This is a genomic window from Citrobacter sp. Cb031 (genome assembly GCF_030336725.1).
GTDB lineage: Bacteria > Pseudomonadota > Gammaproteobacteria > Enterobacterales > Enterobacteriaceae > Citrobacter > Citrobacter braakii.
In genome coordinates this window covers 371174-388067 of the sequence record NZ_JAOWDA010000034.1, presented here as the reverse complement: position 1 = coordinate 388067, position 16894 = coordinate 371174, and the positions used below count along the sequence as shown (strand labels likewise).

At 50.5% G+C, this 16894-nt stretch carries 17 protein-coding genes; 6 read left to right on the top strand and 11 right to left on the bottom strand.

The genetic code is table 11. The annotated features are described in order from the left end of the window. Positions 1 to 73: 73 nt before the first annotated feature. Entirely contained in the window at positions 74 to 1024 is a 951-nt protein-coding gene (gene uspE / locus OGV93_RS18320) for a universal stress protein UspE (RefSeq protein ID WP_016153204.1), read from the top strand. A 48-nt stretch (positions 1025 to 1072) separates the two neighbouring features. Here the strand turns inward: uspE and OGV93_RS18315 are convergent, their stop codons facing one another. After that, entirely contained in the window at positions 1073 to 1333 is a 261-nt protein-coding gene (locus OGV93_RS18315; RefSeq protein WP_003020403.1) for a DUF2534 family protein, read from the bottom strand. Between the two features lie 243 nt (positions 1334 to 1576). Here OGV93_RS18315 and OGV93_RS18310 point away from each other — a divergent pair, with 243 nt between their 5' ends. Then, positions 1577 to 2608 (top strand): mechanosensitive ion channel family protein, encoded by a 1032-nt coding sequence (locus OGV93_RS18310; protein ID WP_200084027.1) that lies wholly within the window; start codon positions 1577 to 1579, stop codon positions 2606 to 2608. A gap of 201 nt (positions 2609 to 2809) precedes the next feature. Here the strand turns inward: OGV93_RS18310 and OGV93_RS18305 are convergent, their stop codons facing one another. Together OGV93_RS18305 and OGV93_RS18300 are read right to left on the bottom strand one after the other, a co-directional pair. Beyond that, the gene (locus OGV93_RS18305; RefSeq protein ID WP_172976620.1) at positions 2810 to 3217 is read right to left on the bottom strand and encodes a cupin domain-containing protein; all 408 of its coding nucleotides are present in this window, start codon (positions 3215 to 3217) and stop codon (positions 2810 to 2812) included. A 215-nt stretch (positions 3218 to 3432) separates the two neighbouring features. Further along, the gene (locus OGV93_RS18300; RefSeq protein WP_049040726.1) at positions 3433 to 3816 is read right to left on the bottom strand and encodes a VOC family protein; all 384 of its coding nucleotides are present in this window, start codon (positions 3814 to 3816) and stop codon (positions 3433 to 3435) included. A 117-nt stretch (positions 3817 to 3933) separates the two neighbouring features. Here OGV93_RS18300 and OGV93_RS18295 point away from each other — a divergent pair, with 117 nt between their 5' ends. Continuing rightward, complete coding sequence (locus OGV93_RS18295) at positions 3934 to 4704, top strand: DeoR/GlpR family DNA-binding transcription regulator (protein ID WP_065554831.1); 771 nt, start codon at positions 3934 to 3936, stop codon at positions 4702 to 4704. Positions 4705 to 4811: 107 nt separating this feature from the next. Here OGV93_RS18295 and mppA read toward each other — a convergent pair whose 3' ends face one another. Continuing rightward, positions 4812 to 6425, bottom strand: a complete 1614-nt coding sequence (gene mppA / locus OGV93_RS18290) for a murein tripeptide ABC transporter substrate-binding protein MppA (RefSeq protein ID WP_016153209.1) — start codon at positions 6423 to 6425, stop codon at positions 4812 to 4814. Between the two features lie 184 nt (positions 6426 to 6609). Between mppA and mpaA the strand changes: the two genes are divergently transcribed. Next, positions 6610 to 7338: a murein tripeptide amidase MpaA gene (mpaA, locus tag OGV93_RS18285; RefSeq protein WP_016153210.1), complete on the top strand. Its 729-nt coding sequence runs from the start codon at positions 6610 to 6612 to the stop codon at positions 7336 to 7338. On the opposite strand, the gene ycjG is transcribed toward mpaA, so the two are convergent. After that, on the bottom strand, positions 7313 to 8278 hold the full coding sequence (ycjG, locus tag OGV93_RS18280) for an L-Ala-D/L-Glu epimerase (RefSeq protein WP_016153211.1): 966 nt from the start codon (positions 8276 to 8278) through the stop codon (positions 7313 to 7315). The genes mpaA and ycjG overlap by 26 nt on opposite strands. 115 nt (positions 8279 to 8393) lie before the next feature. On the opposite strand from ycjG, the gene tpx reads away from it, so the two are divergent. Beyond that, the gene (gene tpx, locus OGV93_RS18275) at positions 8394 to 8900 is read left to right on the top strand and encodes a thiol peroxidase (protein WP_016153212.1); all 507 of its coding nucleotides are present in this window, start codon (positions 8394 to 8396) and stop codon (positions 8898 to 8900) included. Positions 8901 to 8953: 53 nt separating this feature from the next. Here the strand turns inward: tpx and tyrR are convergent, their stop codons facing one another. From tyrR to pspE, 4 genes are all read right to left on the bottom strand, one after another. Beyond that, positions 8954 to 10498, bottom strand: a complete 1545-nt coding sequence (tyrR, locus tag OGV93_RS18270) for a transcriptional regulator TyrR (RefSeq protein ID WP_016153213.1) — start codon at positions 10496 to 10498, stop codon at positions 8954 to 8956. Between the two features lie 147 nt (positions 10499 to 10645). Then, a complete protein-coding gene (locus tag OGV93_RS18265) occupies positions 10646 to 11707 on the bottom strand; it encodes a YcjF family protein (RefSeq protein ID WP_200048105.1) in 1062 nt (353 codons plus the stop codon). After that, entirely contained in the window at positions 11704 to 13101 is a 1398-nt protein-coding gene (locus OGV93_RS18260) for a YcjX family GTP-binding protein (RefSeq protein ID WP_016153215.1), read from the bottom strand. Before OGV93_RS18260 ends, OGV93_RS18265 begins: the two co-directional genes overlap by 4 nt. A 142-nt stretch (positions 13102 to 13243) precedes the next feature. Then, positions 13244 to 13561 carry a thiosulfate sulfurtransferase PspE gene (gene pspE / locus OGV93_RS18255; protein WP_016153216.1) on the bottom strand — a complete coding sequence of 106 codons (318 nt, stop codon included), beginning with the start codon at positions 13559 to 13561 and terminating at the stop codon, positions 13244 to 13246. Between the two features lie 228 nt (positions 13562 to 13789). Between pspE and OGV93_RS18250 the strand changes: the two genes are divergently transcribed. Further along, positions 13790 to 14800, top strand: coding sequence for a LacI family DNA-binding transcriptional regulator (locus tag OGV93_RS18250; RefSeq protein ID WP_103928246.1), 1011 nt, complete (start codon positions 13790 to 13792; stop codon positions 14798 to 14800). A 29-nt stretch (positions 14801 to 14829) separates the two neighbouring features. Here OGV93_RS18250 and OGV93_RS18245 read toward each other — a convergent pair whose 3' ends face one another. Then, positions 14830 to 15735: an OmpG family monomeric porin gene (locus OGV93_RS18245; protein ID WP_046274545.1), complete on the bottom strand. Its 906-nt coding sequence runs from the start codon at positions 15733 to 15735 to the stop codon at positions 14830 to 14832. Between the two features lie 68 nt (positions 15736 to 15803). Next, on the bottom strand, positions 15804 to 16886 hold the full coding sequence (locus OGV93_RS18240) for an ABC transporter ATP-binding protein (protein WP_016153219.1): 1083 nt from the start codon (positions 16884 to 16886) through the stop codon (positions 15804 to 15806). Positions 16887 to 16894 lie beyond the last annotated feature (8 nt).

Sequence of the window (16894 nt, the reverse complement as noted above, 5' to 3'; positions counted from 1 at the left end):
CCCTGTTTCAATCCACATTATTGGGTTACTCTTTTAATTACAAACTGCGATGACAGTTGTAAGGAGACCCTGTATGGCTATGTATAAAAATATGCTGGTCGTCATCGATCCAAACCAGGACGATCAACCAGCATTACGGCGAGCTGTTTATTTGCATCAACGGATTGGTGGCAAAATTAAAGCCTTTTTGCCAATCTATGACTTTTCCTACGAGATGACTACCCTGCTGTCGCCCGATGAGCGTACGGCAATGCGTCAGGGGGTCATCAGCCAGCGAACAGCATGGATCCGTGAACAAGCAAAATACTACATCGAAGCAGGGATCCCTCTTGAAATTAAAGTGGTATGGCATAACCGTCCCTTTGAAGCCATCATCCAGGAAGTCATTAGCGCTCAGCATGACCTGGTCCTCAAAATGGCACACCAACACGACCGCCTCGAAGCCGTAATTTTCACGCCTACCGACTGGCATTTATTGCGCAAATGTCCAAGCCCGGTATGGATGGTTAAAGATCAGCCATGGCCTGAAGAGGGTAAAGCGCTGGTTGCGGTGAACCTCGCCAGTGAAGAGCCTTATCACAACGCGCTCAATGAAAAACTGGTCAAAGAGACGCTGCAACTAGCAGAACAGGTTAACCATACTGAAGTGCATCTGGTTGGCGCCTACCCTGTTACGCCAATCAATATCGCAATTGAACTACCTGAGTTTGACCCCAGCGTTTATAACGACGCGATCCGTGGACAGCATCTGCTGGCCATGAAGGCGTTGCGCCAGAAATTCAGTATCGATGAGAAAGTGACGCACGTTGAAAAAGGATTGCCTGAAGAGGTCATTCCTGATTTAGCCGAGCACTTGCAGGCGGGTATTGTAGTACTGGGTACCGTCGGTCGTACCGGTATTTCTGCCGCGTTCCTTGGTAACACCGCTGAACAGGTTATCGATCACCTACGCTGCGACCTGCTGGTCATCAAGCCGGATGAATATCAGACGCCAGTTGAACTGGATGACGAAGAAGACGATTAACCACACAACTCAATGCCGGATGGCGATCTCATCCGGCATAACAAACGCTTAGTGTTGCTCCTCGCCGCCGAGGAAATAGATTCCCAGCGGGATAGCCAACAGAATCGTAAACACCATGCTGTAGACACAAATCATTGCCGATTGAATGGCGTACATTGAAGCGGTCCAGTCGGATAGCGGAATGTCATACTGTTCAATCACACCACCGATCGTCGCTCGCGTCACGACCGACGCTGCGATAATAAACACCCCAAGCAGGCACAACAGAAACTTCCGTCCCTTCGCTGTCTTCAGCTTAGCCATGATCATAGTACTGTCCTTTTGCAGATGAAAACCTTGTTACTTTGCGCTAACAATACCATGACATCAACTGACTGTCTGCTACATAAACCGCTTTCAGGGTGGATACCAGCGCTATTTCGCCGAAAATAGCGCTAATTGCATTATATATCTCCCCTATGGATTAATGATCTGACCGCCAGAACTGAGTAAAATATTCGAGGATTAGGATATCAGAAGATATTCCACTACCACGGAGCTGTTGGAAGAATCATGATCGCTGAACTGTTTATAAATAATGCGTTTAATTTGACGGTAATTCTCAGCTGCTGTGCCGCGCTGGTTCTGATGAGCGTCTGGTATCATCGTGGAGAGCGTCGCTGCAAAGGATTCATATTTCATGCCGCGCAATTTCTTGTCTATGCCATTATCATCGGGACGTTAGGCAGTATTGCTAATAACGTTATCGAAAATTACAGCCTGAAATTTATCTCCTCCAGCGTGGTCGACTTTATCTGCACCTCGTTGATTGCGCTGATCCTTACCATCAAACTTTTTCTGGTAATTAATCAGTTTGAAAAGACGCAGATTAATAAAGGTAGAGATATCACCAGCGCGAGGATCCTGTCGCGAATCATCAAGATTACCATCGTGGTTGCCATCATTTTGCTGTATGGCGAACATTTCGGAATGAGCTTATCCGGCCTGTTAACCTTCGGCGGCATCGGCGGTATCGCCGTAGGTATGGCAGGCAAAGACATTCTGAGCAACTTTTTCTCAGGGATTATGCTCTACTTCGACAGACCCTTTAGCATCGGCGACTGGATCCGCTCCCCGGACCGCAATATTGAAGGTACAGTTACGGAAATCGGCTGGCGAATGACCAAAATAAACACCTTCGATCATCGTCCGTTATATGTCCCGAACTCGATTTTCTCCTCTATCAGCGTAGAAAACCCAGGAAGGATGACGAATCGCCGCATCAAAACGGTGATCGGGTTACGATATGAAGATGCTGATAAAGTCAGTGCCGTTGTCGAGTCGGTCAGAGAAATGCTGCAAAACCATCCGGGAATAGACCAGAAACAAACCCTGTTGGTTTATTTTAATGAATTCGCCGACTCATCGCTGAATATCATGGTGTATTGCTTCACGAAAACCACCGTGTGGCAGGAATGGCTTGCGGTACAGCAGGACGTTTATTTAAAGATTATTTCGATAGTCAAGGCAAACGACGCCGACTTTGCGTTCCCCAGCCAGACGCTGTATATGGATAATCCTGAAGTATCGCCATCGACACACTAACAAAAGAAAAGGCGCGGAAATCCGCGTCTTTTTTCTGCACTTATTTCAATGAGGCAATATCAATGACAAAGCAGTACCAGCGCCAGCGTTGGAATATACGGATTCAGGTCATGTAGATACGGGACTGTATCAATAATCAGGTCAAACTGATTCACTTCGGGCATCGGATTCTTTACCTGCAGAACGCGTGCCCCGCACAGCTCAGGGGAGCAGGTTGTACTCAGCGTCGCTTACCGGTTCAAGCCACTCGTTCGATGCGCCAGCTGCCGGGATTTCCACAGCGATATGGGCAAACCAGCTATCACGCGCAGCGCCGTGCCAGTGTTTCATTCCCGCCGGGATGTGTACGACATCACCAGTTTTCAGTTCGCGCGCCGGTTGATTCCACGCCTGATACCAGCCTCTGCCGCCGGTCACCAGCAAGATTTGTCCCCCTTGATGATGGATATGCCAGAAGTTACGACAGCCCGGCTCAAATGCTACGTTACCAATGACCACGCCTTCCATGGAGAGCATAGTCAGATAGCTGTCGCCAGTGAAATATTTCGCATACGCTTCATTTTTCTCTCCGCGAGGAAAGACGCTGTTACCATCAAATTGTTGACTCATAATCTCCGCGCCGGCGCTGGAGACGGTATTCCGTTGATTTTGCATTTCGACTCTCCAAAACGGTGGCAGCACGCGCCACCGATGCTGAAAACTATAAAAATTATAGAGACTCGACAGGCGGGTGATTAGAGGTGAAAAGAAGGACAACCTTATGAATCATGCTCATCAATAGTCGGTAACAGGTACAACGTTTCTACTGGAGATGGCGTGAAGCCTTAGGCCACAATTTCAATCAAATTGCCGTCAGGATCGCGTATCACCGCTTCGTAATAGCCATCACCGGTGGTGCGCGGGTCAGAAACTAATATCCCCTGTTCTTTTGCTCGCATCGCCATGGCATCAACGTTTTCACTGCCGCCAACTGAAATGGCGAGATGCACCCAGCCTGAGGTGTTATTGTCGGGAGCATGTTTTGTCAGTCCAGGCTTAGTCATTAACTCAATCGCGATATCCTCACCAATTTTGACAAAATAGGATTCAAATCCTGGATTGGTTTTACTGCAGTATTTTTCGTTGATCTTTGCGTCAAAAAACGTGACCCAGAATTGAGCTTGTTGCTCAAGATCCCGTGTCCATAACGCCACATGCGCAACCTTCATAGCTAACCTCTTCTTGTTGTATCCAAACAATAGGTTCCCTAAAGGGATGTTGACATCGAGAACCATAATGCACAATTATGCTTGTTATTGCTCGATGTTTATTTCACTGGAGTATTGATGCTCGATTACGCAGCATTCCCTGAACAGCGCCAGGCGCTTATCTATCAGATCCTGCAGGAAAACGGCAGAGTCATCTGTTCCGAACTCGCCAGCAGGTTAGGCGTTTCGGAACATACAATCCGCCGCGACCTGCATGAACTGAGTAAAGATGGCGTGTGTAAAAAAGTCTATGGCGGCGCGGTCATTGCACTCCCTGAATCCGAAGACATCACCGTGCGCAAGAGTATTAATGTGGCGAAAAAGAGCAATATCGCGCAGAGATGCGCCCGGATGGTCAAATCCGGAAGCTGCATTTTTATCGACACAGGCAGTACTAATCTGGCGATGGCTGAAGCCCTACCCGCCGAGCTGGCGTTAACCGTGGTAACAAATTCCCCGGAGATTGCCGCCGTTTTACTAAAAAAACCACTGTTTGACGTCATTATGCTGGGCGGCGCGGTGCAACGATCTTCTGGAGGGTGCGTGGGTGCCACCGCTATCTCGCAGGTGCAGGGCATTTTATTCGATCAGGGATTTATTGGCGGCTGCGCAATGTCGCCAGAATCCGGCTTAACCGGATTTGATTACGCGGATTGTGAGTTCAAAAAAGCGGTGATCAAACAGTGTAATGAAACTATTGTCGCGCTGACGGCTGAAAAGATCCCGGCCGTCGCCCGTTATGTTGTTACCGAAAGCAGCAATATCGATGTAATTGTCGTCGAGGAAAATATCAGCAAAGAGTATGCCACGGCGTTTCAGGCGCACGACATTCGTATTTATACAGTGTAACCCATTCTATTGGGTGATACTTTTCCATTGCTTTTATGAGCCACCTTCTCCACAGCCTTGTCTGTTCGGGAAATCGCCAATGCAACGTCCCGAACATGCCAGCGATATCAGTGCTTCACAATATACATTGTACGACTATAAGCCACATCTTCAGGGTTAGTAATCGGATACCCTTTCAGCCACGGTTTAATTAAACGCCCGTTGGTGTACTGATAAATCGGCGCAATGGGAGCCTGTTCCATCAGAATGTTCTCCGCAGCGTTATAATCAGCATTGCGTGCTTTCTGCGTATTCTCCAAGGTTGCCTGGGTCAACACTTTATCGTACGCCGGATTATTAAAGCGGGAGATATTGCCCGTATGGGTTGATGTTAATAGTGACAGGAACGTAGATGGCTCATTGTAATCGCCCACCCACGAGGCGCGGATCACATCAAAATTACCGGTATTGCGGCTATCGATATAAGTTTTCCACTCCTGGTTTTGCAGTTTCACGTCAACGCCGAGATTTTTCTTCCACATAGACGCAACAGCAATAGCGATCTTCTGATGATTTTCAGAGGTGTTATACAGCAACGTCAGTTTAAGTGGTTTCTGTGGACCATAGCCCGCCGCACGCAGCAGCGTTTTCGCCTGCGCGTTCAGCTCTTCCTGACTCATTTGCTCAAACGGTGAAGGTTCCGGCACAAACCCTGCCGTTACATCCGGCGTAAAATGCCATGCGGGCTTTTCGCCGGTACCCAGAACTTTCTCCGCCATCAGGCGACGATCGATAGTCATGCTGAGCGCCAGGCGCACGCGTGAGTCGGCAGTCGGTCCCTTCTGGGTATTAAAGGCATAGTAGTAAGTGCCAAGCTGCGGCGGGGTGTAAACCTGGCCCGGGATGTCCTTCAACAGTTTCTGATACATGTTTTTCGGGAACGACTCGGTAATATCGATATCACCAGCAAGATAGCGCTTGGTCGCTGCCGATTCCTGGTTAATAGGCAGGAAGGTGACTTTTTGCAGCACCGTTTTGGCGTTGTCCCAATAATGCGTGTTCGGCACAACATCCAGTTTTTCGTTCACCACACGATCTTTGAGCACATAGGCGCCGTTACCAATTAGATTGCCTGGTTTGGTCCAATCTTTACCGCTCTCAACGTTAGCTTTTTGAACTGGATAGAAAGCAAAACTCGCCGTCAGATTAGCAAACCAGGGCAGCGGTTTATCCAGTTGGACCTTCAATGTACGCGCATCGATCGCGCTAACGCCGAGCTTATCTGGCGAGGCTTTTCCATCGATTATCGCCTGTGCGTTGTTAATACCCGCCAGCGCAGCAAACCAGGCAAACGGCGACAGCGTTTTCGGGTCAACCAGACGCTGCCAGCTATAGACAAAATCCTGCGCCGTTACCGGCGTACCATCTGCCCATTGCGCATTGTCGCGCAGCGTAAACGTCCAGATACGGTTATCGTTGCTTTTCCACTGAGTGGCAACACCGGGCACAATCTCGCCCTTCTCATTCTGGTTGACCAGCCCTTCAAATAAATCACGAATAACCTGAATTTCAGGAAGCCCGACGGCCTTCGCCGGATCCAATGACGCCGGTTCGTCTTTGATATGACGCACCAGTTCTTGTTTTTCTGCCAGTACCGTTCCGCTGGGAACATCAGCAGCCCAGGATAATGAAATGCTGCTTACCAATAGCGCACAACAGGTTACTGAAACAGAATGCTGCATAAAATACCCTCAATTCCGGCTACTAAGTGAATGTGTAATTATTTGTATCGCCAGCAGGAAATGCAATTAACTTTCGACAAGGAAATAATATTACATCTGAAAAGATAAGTGTGTGAAAACGATTTGATTATCCATACATTTTGCACAACACTGCGAGTAACAATCCACGCATTCAGAGATGACTATGACCGTTACCCGCCCCCGTGCCGAGCGCGGCGCATTCCCACCTGGAACCGAACATTACGGACGATCATTATTAGGCGCGCCGCTAATCTGGTTTCCCGCAATGGCGGCCGATCGTGAAAGCGGTCTGATACTGGCAGGAACGCACGGCGACGAAAACGCATCGGTCGTCACCCTTTCCTGCGCATTGCGTACGCTTAATCCTTCCTTACGTCGTCACCATGTGGTGCTGGCGGTTAACCCTGACGGTTGCCAGCTCGGGCTGCGCGCAAATGCGAACGGAGTGGATCTAAACCGTAACTTTCCCGCTGCCAACTGGAAAGCGGGTGAAACGGTGTATCGCTGGAACAGCAGCGCAGAAGAACGCGATGTGGTGTTGTTGACCGGCGAAAATCCGGGCTCAGAACCAGAAACCCAGGCGCTGTGCCAGCTTATTCACCGAATTCATCCTGCGTGGGTGGTCTCTTTTCACGATCCGCTGGCCTGTATTGAAGATCCCAGGCGCAGCGAATTAGGCGCGTGGCTGGCGCAGTCGTTTGAATTACCTCTCGTCACCAGCGTAGGTTATGAAACGCCCGGCTCATTTGGAAGCTGGTGCGCAGACCTGAACTTACACTGTATAACCGCCGAATTTCCGCCCATCTCTTCAGATGAAGCGAGCGAGAAATACCTGCTGGCCATGTCCAATCTCCTGCGCTGGCACCCTAGAGATGAAGTTGTCCGGTCGTAAAATGCAGGGCCGGCTCCGCGTCGCTGGCAAGCCAGGTAGGGCCATCAAGATCGGCAAAGTTAACCTGCGGCGTAAGGGGTAACGCCGCGCCAATCGCCCGGGAAGTACACAACATGCAGCCCAGCATTAGCGCAAATCCCTGCTCGCGGGCTTCGGTTGCCAGCGCCAGCGCCTCCGTCAGGCCGCCTGTTTTATCCAGTTTGATATTGACCATTTCATAGCGCCCGTGCAGCGCTTTCAGGCTGCTGCGGGTGTGGCAGCTTTCATCTGCGCAGATCGGCAGCGGATGCACAAAATTTTCCAACGCGGCATCGTCCTGCGCTGGCAGCGGCTGCTCCAGCATCGCCACCCCTAAATCAGCCAGCAGCTGGCAGCGTGCCGCCAGACCTTCTGCCCGCCAGGATTCATTGGCGTCGACAATAATCGTGGCATCAGGGACTGCTGCACGAATAGCAACCATCCGCTCGCTAATCAAGCGCGCATCCAGTTTAACTTTTAGCAGTTTCGCGCCATTTTCCCACAGTGCAGCCGCACTCACCGCCATTTGTTCCGGCGTGCCAATTACCACTGTTTGCGCCGTCGTCACCACTTCCGCCAGTTCACTTCCCACCAACTCTGCCAGTGACAGTTGCTGTTGACGCGCACTCAGATCCCACAACGCGCAGTCCACAGCATTACGCGCGGCTCCCGCTGGCAGCAGCTTTTGCAGCTCTTCACGCGTCAGTCCATTTTCCAGTTGTGGGGCAATGCTCATAATTTGCGCCAGCACTGAGGCATCGCTTTCACCATAGCGCGGATACGGTGTGCACTCGCCGATACCCGTGACGCCGTTTTCTGCCACTTCAACCACCACCACATGCGCTTCGGTTCTGCTCCCACGGGCAATAACAAAGGGAGTGTGCAGCGGCCAGGCTTCCTCATATACCTTAACTGTTCTCATTTGCTTTCCTTAATGCAGTCCCTGAAGCGGATATCCGCAAATAGCGTTTGCCGTGTTAACTGCTGATGGCATAAACTAGCCTCGACGTTAACTATATGTAAACAGGAAGATAACCATGTCACAAACCGTTCATTTCCAGGGCAACCCGGTTACAGTTGCCGGCTCAATTCCTCAGGCTGGAAGCAAAGCTCAGGCTTTTACCCTTGTGGCTAAAGACCTGTCTGACGTTACGCTGGGCCAGTTCGCAGGCAAGCGCAAAGTGCTGAATATTTTCCCAAGCATCGATACCGGCGTTTGTGCGGCATCGGTACGTAAGTTTAACCAACTGGCGACAGAAATCGACAATACCGTCGTACTGTGCATTTCGGCCGACCTGCCATTCGCCCATTCACGTTTTTGCGGCGCGGAAGGTCTGAGCAACGTTATCACGCTGTCCACCCTGCGCAACGCAGAATTTCTGAAAAACTACGGCGTAGAAATCGCTGAAGGCCCACTGAAAGGTCTGGCCGCACGTGCCGTGGTCGTTATTGATGAAAATGACAACGTCGTTTTCAGCCAACTGGTCAATGAAATCACCAACGAACCAGACTACACTGCTGCGCTGGACGTACTGAAAGCTTAAGCCACGTCTGCATACAAAAATGCCTCCGCAGGGAGGCATTTTCATTTACCGCGTTACTCTTCGCTTTTTTTCTGCTGGCTCAGGCCGTATTCGCGCAATTTGTTGGCAATCGCGGTGTGCGAAACGCCGAGGCGCTTGGCCAGTTTGCGCGTGCTGGGATAATTCATATAAAGCTGCGTCAGCACAGAGCGTTCAAAGCGGCTGGTAATTTCATCCAGCGATCCTTCCATCACCTCTTCTCCGACCGCAACCGTTGCCGCATCGTAATCCGGCAGTAAAATATCCTGCGGCCGCAGCTCATAGCCTTCAAGCTGGGTCAGCGCCCGGTAGATGGCATTTTTAAGCTGACGCACGTTGCCCGGCCAACCGTAGCGGGTTAACACCGTGCTGAGATCGGCAGACAACTTCGGACGCGGCACGCCCTGCTCGTCGGCGAAGCGCGCCACAAACAGTTCGGTAAGCGGCATAATATCCTGCGGGCAATCGCGTAGCGGCGGCAGATTTAGCGTCAGTACATTCAGACGATAATAGAGATCTTCACGGAAAAGCCCTTTCTGCACCATTTCCACAAGGTTCTTTTGCGTCGCGCAAATCACGCGGACATCAACATGAACTTCGTGATCTTCTCCCACGCGGCGGAACGTGCCGTCATTGAGAAAACGCAGCAATTTGGTCTGCATACGCGGCGACATTTCACCAATTTCATCTAACAGAACCGAGCCGCCATTCGCCTGCTCAAAGAAGCCTTTTTTGCCTTCCGGGGCATGGCCAAACAGCTCACTTTCGACCGCATCTTCAGGAATTGACGCGCAGTTCAGCGCCAGATACGGCTTCGACGCACGCGGGCTTGCCAGGTGGCAGGCATGGGCAAAGAGATCTTTGCCGGTGCCGGTATTACCAGTAATCAGCAGCGGCGCACTCAGTGTCGCCAGCTTACGCGCTTGTTCCACTACGTGTTTCATTTTGGCGCTGACGGCAATAATCTGGCTAAACGCGCTCAAATCCTGGGTAGTCATATTTTGCAGCTGACGCCCCATCCGGATGGTGGAGCGCAGCATGACAACAGCACCGGTCAGCATCTGCTCCTGATTTTCACCCTGCAAATGGACAGGCGTAATCTCCATCAGGAAGTTCTGTCCGTTAATTACGACATGCTCGCTATGAGAATCCTGCGGATTGCTTTCGAGCCAGCGCTGGAAGTTAAACCCATTGATTAACTGGGCGGCGGTATGATTGCGCATCCGATCCTGAGTGTGCGCGAAAAGCTGACAGCTCGCAGGGTTCGCCATCTCGATTTTGCTTTTCATATCCAGAGAAAGGACCGGTTCTGGTAACGCCTCAAGCAGCGCGCTCAGCGCAAGATGTTCACGTTCTGAAGGCATCCAGGGCACGGTACGCACATCCGTAACCCCTGAAATACGGCGGATTTCAGCCATCAGGCTACTGAAGTTGGTGAACTCCAGTTCCGCAAAATTGAGGTAAATCCGCCCGATGGGGTCAATCTCGATACCGCGTAAATCAATGCTTCTCAGCACCAGTAAATCGAGCAATTCGCGGGTCAGACCAAGTCGGTCTTCACAAAAGACTTCCAAACGCATAGGAACCTTCACCTGGACAAGGGATTATGTATTAAATGATAAGACAGTATTGGGTTTGCAGGAAGAACTCTGTCAACAAATATTGACAGCTCGCTGGAAAATCAGGCGCCGGGACGTAAAGTTAAACGACTGGCGCCCAATTTTTAGCTAACTTTCGCGCGGAGATTTGTTCTTTTGTAAGGTTTCTTTCACCTGACCAATCAGTTGACGGCGAAAATCGCCCAATCGTGGCTTATCGTCATCGATCCACGGTAGCGGTCGGCAAAGTTCCATGGCTTTAATACCCAGACGCGCCGTTAATAACCCCGCGCCAATACCCTGCGCGGCACGCGTCGATAAGCGAGCGGCTAAATCCTGCGACATCCAGTCCATTCCCACTTCCCGCACCAGCTCACTGGCCCCGGCAAAAGCGATATTTAGCAGCACCAGGCGGAACAAACGCAGGCGGCTGTAATAACCGAGTTCAATGCCATACAGCGATGCGATGCGATTAATCAGCCGCAGGTTTCGCCAGGCAATAAACGCCATATCCACCAATGCCAGCGGACTGACGGCAATCATCAGCGTGGACTCCGCCGCTGAACGGCTAATCTCACGTCGTGCCTGCGCGTCCAGCACCGGCTGCACAAGATGGGCATACAGGCTGACGACTTCGCGATCGTTCTGCGTTTCATGAATTGAGGCATACCAGCGCTGTAGCGCCGGATGGGACTGATCGATACCCGCCTGCTGCGCCAGCTTTTCACAAAATGCACGACCTTTTCCGGTTCCATGGCTGTGGAGCAGATCACGCGCTTCATCGCGCTCGTGCGCACGCTGGCGCAAACGCCATAGCCGACGCCACTCGGTCGCAACCGATCCGACACCTGCGCCGATAATCAATGCGCCAGCGGCACATCCTCCCAGCGCGACCCAGTCCTGAGTCTGCCAGGCGTTCATGGTCCATTGTACGCCCTGAGCGACAACGCTCGCGCCAAACAGCGCCAACCCGCCCATCACCATTTTGCGCCACAAACTACGTTTGGGGCGTAGGGCCGCATCAATGACGGCTTCTGCCTGACCTTCGTCTTGCAGAGGTTCATCCACTGTCGCCGGAGAAAAAGTCTGCGCCTCCGTTTCGTTGAACATCTGCTGCGCTTTAAACTCCGCGTTTTGTTCCACGTCCAGCGGACCTGAGAAATCGATACGCGGTTTTAACGGCTCGCTCATCGCAATTTATCTCCTATTAAAAACTCCATCGCGGCATCAAGACGAATATGCGGTAAGGGTTTATCAACATCCATAACCTGCGGGCGAAACGCTTCAAACTGAAAGCCCTGGCTGTCCCAGAATGCTTGTCCAGGTAAACGCGCGGGCACTTCCCCCGGATAAACGGTTAGCGGTTCACCATCGCTCAGACGATGACCACGCAGCGCCGGGATCTTTTCGCCTTTCACATCGATCAGGCCGCTGGTGGTTGCCTGTACTGATGCCAGTCCCAGACAATCCATGCTGATACCTTCAAACGCGGCGTTTTGCCAGGCGTCCTGGATCAACTGCTGCAATAACGACACCATATTGGCGTGCTGATCGACCGTGACGTGGTCGGCTTTGGTGGCGGCAAACAGCAGTTTGTCGATCACCGGGGAAAACAGCCGACGAAACAGCGTGCGCTGTCCATAATGGAAACTTTGCATCAGTTGGGTGAGTGCCAGACGCATGTCGTTAAACGCCTGTGGCCCACTGTTGAGCGGTTGCAAACAATCGACCAGCACAATCTGACGGTCAAAGCGCAGGAAGTGATTCTTATAAAATCCCTTCACGACTTTTTCACAGTAATAATTAAACCTGTCGCGCAGCATGCCCGCATTGGTGTGTTTGTCTGCCTGCGCCAGCTTCGATTCCCCCCAAGCATCAACGTCCGGCCACGGGAAGAACTGCAGCGCAGGCGCGCCCGCCATATCTCCGGGCAGAACAAAACGGCCCGGCTGAATAAAATGCAGTCCCTGCTGCTTGCACTGGTGCAGATACTCCGTCCAGGCGGCAGCGATTTCCGCCAGACGGTTTTCATCAGCAGGCGCCAGCGGATCCAACCCCTGGCATAACTGCCGCCATCTTGCCGACCATTCGCCCCGCTGTCCCTGTAATAATCCGGTCATTTGCCGCGACCAACTGAGATAATCCTGGGCCAGCATCGGTAAATCGAGCAGCCACTCCCCCGGATAATCGACGATTTCCAGGTACAGCGTGGAGGTGTCTTTAAAGTGGCGCAGCAATGAATCATTGGATTTGTAGCGCAGCGCGAGGCGTATTTCACTCACGCCGCGCGTAGGTGTCGGCCAGGTCGGCGGTGAGCCATACAGCTGCGCCAGTCCCTCATCATAGGTAAAGCGCGGAATACCAAAATCGCGTTGTGGAACCCGTTTAACGCCGAGCAGACGCTCTTCGCGCACGCAACTGAGCAACGGCAGACGCGCACCGGCATGAATATTGAGTAACTGGTTTACCATCGCGGTGATAAACGCCGTCTTACCGCTACGGCTAAGTCCGGTGACAGCCAGGCGCAAATGCCGGTCTACGCCGCGATTAACCAGCGAATTGAGTTCATTTTTAAGTCGCTTCATCGCCATCCCGTTTTGCTGAAGGAACCGAAGAAATTATAACAAACAGGAAGTAAAGATAGGGGTCAATTCTTACTTATCAACTACCTGAGCTGTAACAGGCGGCATTATTCTTACCGCCTGGAGCAGAAGGAATGCGAGCGGTTTATTGATTCTCTACTTTAGGAAGCGCTATTTGATTGATGCCACCTTCGTTGGTCACCTGCGTGTAGCCCATTTCCGTCAACATATCCTTCGCCTGCCCCGATTGACGCCCGGAGTTGCAGTACAGCTTCACGGTGTCGGTCTTATCAGGAACTTCAGCAGCGATACGCGCCTTCATCTCTTTTAATGGAATGTTGACCGCCCCCTGAATATGCTGCTGTTGATACTGTTCAGGAACGCGAACATCAATCCAGTGCTCGGCTGCAAAAACCGGCATGCCGATGACCAGTGCCAACGCTAATACGCCTTTTTTCAACATAATATCTTCCTGACTGATAGTTGGATTTAACCAACACACTATACGCCAGTTCTTAAGAAAATATTGCGATCGCATTATCACCCTCTGCACCCGTGGACGAGACTTCCTCTGGTTGCGCATACTGCGGTTAGTTTTTTGATTTTTCTGCCCGCATTCCGATATTGTTGTCATTCGCCAATTAACTCCATAATATGTTCGCCATTGACTCTCGGACGGAGCTTGGGATCTATGTCTCCTACCATTTATGATATTGCACGAGCCGCTGGCGTATCAAAATCCACGGTGTCGCGCGTGCTTAATAAGCAAACCAATATCTCGCCGGAAGCGCTTGAAAAAGTGCTGCGTGCTATTGATGAGTTACAGTACCAGCCCAATAAACTTGCTCGCGCACTCACCTCTTCCGGGTTTGATGCAATAATGGTGATATCTACCCGTTCAGCAAAAACAACCGCCGGTAATCCGTTTTTCTCTGAAGTGCTGCATGCTATTACTGCCAAGGCTGAAGAGGTCGGTTTTGATGTCATATTACAGACTTCGCGAAGCACTGAAGATGATTTACAAAAATGTGAGAGCAAAATTAAGCAGAAATTGATCAAAGGTATCATTATGCTGAGTTCTCCCGCCGATGAATCTTTTTTTGCAAGGCTGGATAAATACAACGTACCGGTTGTGGTTATTGGAAAGGTTGAAGGCGACTACGCCAATGTCTATTCTGTAGACACAGATAATTATCGCGACAGCATTACGCTAACTGATGCGCTGATTGAGAGTGGACACCGTAATATAGCCTGTTTGCACGCGCCGCTTGATGTTCATGTTTCTATCGATCGCGTTGACGGATATAAAGCCAGCCTTCAGGCGCATAACATTAAAATGCGCGATGAATGGATTGTTGACGGGGGCTATACCCATGAAACAGCCCTGCTTGCTTCACGAAAATTACTGAGTCAGCAGCCGTTACCCGATGCCGTATTTGCCACCGACAGCTTGAAATTAATGAGCTTATATCGCGTGGCGGCTGAGAAAAATATAATCATCCCACAACAACTTGCCGTTGTGGGCTACAGTAATGAGCTGTTGTCTTTTATGCTCACGCCTGTTCCTGGGGGAATTGATGTGCCTACCCAGCAGTTGGGTGAACAAAGCTGTAATTTATTATTTAACCTGATTGCGGGCGAGAAAGGATTACAAAATATCACGGTGAGCACACAAATATCGCTGGCCGACTCACTGGTGTAAAAACTGGGGCATAAATGCCCCAGTATATTTTAGAATGCGTAGTTCACGCCTATACCAGCATAATGGAATCTGTCGCTTTCGCCTTCGTCGTGATCTTCCCACTCATAGGCATACTCCAGTGACATTGATAAACCATTCTGGAAATCATATGCATACAGTAAACCGAGACGATTGAAATTATGGCCTTCACGTTCCGGATCATCTCGCCAGTCCCAGTTTGACCAGCGATCAAGCCCCAGACGGGTATACGGCGTCAGGGTGGTATTGCCTAAAGACAACGGTAAATATGCACGAATTTCCTGGGTTGAGAACTCACCATTATTGCGCGAATCAGCCAGATTAAAGCCGCGCTCAAGGTAATAGTTGACCGTTAAGCCCACCGTTTCGTTAAACCTGTAATTCAGACCGGTCTCGCTTTCGACACGACTATCGGAGTAGCCAGTAGTATTCAAATCATTAACGAATTGATACATCGACAGCCAACCGCTAAAGCGCAGGTCGTCGGTCAGTTTAACATCCCAATCCGGCTGAACTTTCCAGCGCTGCATATTGGCGGTGTCGTTTCCAGGTTCATTGACATAGTGATAACCGTAATTACGGAAGCCACCGGTCAAACCGAAATTAACATCTTCACTTTCCAGGAATTGATAGCGGACTTCCAGTTCTGGGCGATCAAACCAGGTACCACGCTTACCATCGCTGTAATCAACCGGTCCTTCCTGATAATAGGCCAGCGATATTTTCCACGGCCCATTAGAAGCGTTGAAATAGACGGACGGCTCAGCCAGCCCATCCATATCTTCGCCCTGACCTTCAACGTTTTCTATTTCGTACATAGCACCAATATTAAAGTGCCAGTCATTATTTTCAGCAGCCTGCGCGCAGGCCATTCCTGCGCTCATAATCAGCGCAGTAGCGGACAGTAGGGTTTTCATTATTATTCCTTGTTAAAATACTCGCAAAAATGCCCCAAGGCTTGGGGGGGATTTATCCCCCCGGAATTTTATTGAATAGCCACTTCAGTTTCAGCATCAAAGAAATGGCATTTCGCCATATCAAAATGAATAGTGATATTTTCTCCTGCATGATAATCATTCACTGCCCCAGCACGGACCACCAACTCATGCCCCCCAACAATGGTATAAAGCATAAATTCAGCGCCGGTTAATTCTGCAACGCTAATTTTTGCCGATATACTATTTTCATTATTAAGCTGCGGGTGTATATCTTCAGGACGAATTCCCAGAGTGACCGCCTGATGTTCATAACCCTGCGCTTTTAATTGTGCTAATTTATTTTGTGGAATCGTTAATTTCAGTGTTTCAGTAACAAACTTATCACCATCAATCGCGCCACGAATAAAGTTCATGGCCGGTGAGCCAATAAATCCGGCGACAAACATATTAGCCGGGTGGTTATAAACCGTTTTCGGCGCACCAACCTGCTGAACAATGCCATCCTTCATAATCACAATACGCGTCGCCATAGTCATGGCTTCGGTTTGATCGTGGGTAACATAGATCATGGTGGTATTGAGTTTCTGATGCAGTTTGCTAATTTCAGCCCGCATCTGAACGCGAAGTTTGGCATCGAGATTCGATAAGGGTTCATCCATCAGGAAGACCCCCGCTTCACGTACAATCGCACGCCCCAGCGCCACACGCTGACGCTGACCACCGGATAACGCGCCGGGTTTACGCTGCAGATAATCGCGCAGACCAAGGATCTGCGCCGCCCAGTTGACGCGCTCCTCAATCACAGCAGGCGCAATTTTCTGCATTTTCAGGCCAAACGCCATGTTGTCATAGACGGTCATGTGTGGGTACAACGCGTAGTTCTGAAAAACCATCGCAATGTTGCGTGATTTCGCCGGCACATCGTTCATCCGTTTACCGTCAATCAGCAAATCGCCGCCGCTGATCTCCTCCAGACCGGCGATCATGCGTAACGTAGTTGACTTCCCGCAGCCGGAAGGTCCAACAAAAACAATAAACTCTTTATCTTCAATTTCCAGATTGAAGTCTTTAACGACGTGTACCTGGTTGTCGTAAATTTTTTGAATGTGTTGCAACGAAAGCTGTGCCATGTTGAATC

What these genes read in the sequence shown, in the direction of transcription:
- OGV93_RS18250 (WP_103928246.1), top strand. Translation starts at nt 13,790, where the DNA reads ATGTCTCCTACCATTTATGATATTGCACGAGCCGCTGGCGTATCAAAA.
- mppA (WP_016153209.1), bottom strand. Translation starts at nt 6,425, where the DNA reads ATGCAGCATTCTGTTTCAGTAACCTGTTGTGCGCTATTGGTAAGCAGC.
- mpaA (WP_016153210.1), top strand. Translation starts at nt 6,610, where the DNA reads ATGACCGTTACCCGCCCCCGTGCCGAGCGCGGCGCATTCCCACCTGGA.
- OGV93_RS18265 (WP_200048105.1), bottom strand. Translation starts at nt 11,707, where the DNA reads ATGAGCGAGCCGTTAAAACCGCGTATCGATTTCTCAGGTCCGCTGGAC.
- uspE (WP_016153204.1), top strand. Translation starts at nt 74, where the DNA reads ATGGCTATGTATAAAAATATGCTGGTCGTCATCGATCCAAACCAGGAC.
- tpx (WP_016153212.1), top strand. Translation starts at nt 8,394, where the DNA reads ATGTCACAAACCGTTCATTTCCAGGGCAACCCGGTTACAGTTGCCGGC.
- OGV93_RS18245 (WP_046274545.1), bottom strand. Translation starts at nt 15,735, where the DNA reads ATGAAAACCCTACTGTCCGCTACTGCGCTGATTATGAGCGCAGGAATG.
- pspE (WP_016153216.1), bottom strand. Translation starts at nt 13,561, where the DNA reads ATGTTGAAAAAAGGCGTATTAGCGTTGGCACTGGTCATCGGCATGCCG.
- OGV93_RS18300 (WP_049040726.1), bottom strand. Translation starts at nt 3,816, where the DNA reads ATGAAGGTTGCGCATGTGGCGTTATGGACACGGGATCTTGAGCAACAA.
- tyrR (WP_016153213.1), bottom strand. Translation starts at nt 10,498, where the DNA reads ATGCGTTTGGAAGTCTTTTGTGAAGACCGACTTGGTCTGACCCGCGAA.
- OGV93_RS18240 (WP_016153219.1), bottom strand. Translation starts at nt 16,886, where the DNA reads ATGGCACAGCTTTCGTTGCAACACATTCAAAAAATTTACGACAACCAG.
- OGV93_RS18295 (WP_065554831.1), top strand. Translation starts at nt 3,934, where the DNA reads ATGCTCGATTACGCAGCATTCCCTGAACAGCGCCAGGCGCTTATCTAT.
- OGV93_RS18260 (WP_016153215.1), bottom strand. Translation starts at nt 13,101, where the DNA reads ATGAAGCGACTTAAAAATGAACTCAATTCGCTGGTTAATCGCGGCGTA.
- OGV93_RS18305 (WP_172976620.1), bottom strand. Translation starts at nt 3,217, where the DNA reads ATGAGTCAACAATTTGATGGTAACAGCGTCTTTCCTCGCGGAGAGAAA.
- OGV93_RS18310 (WP_200084027.1), top strand. Translation starts at nt 1,577, where the DNA reads ATGATCGCTGAACTGTTTATAAATAATGCGTTTAATTTGACGGTAATT.
- ycjG (WP_016153211.1), bottom strand. Translation starts at nt 8,278, where the DNA reads ATGAGAACAGTTAAGGTATATGAGGAAGCCTGGCCGCTGCACACTCCC.
- OGV93_RS18315 (WP_003020403.1), bottom strand. Translation starts at nt 1,333, where the DNA reads ATGATCATGGCTAAGCTGAAGACAGCGAAGGGACGGAAGTTTCTGTTG.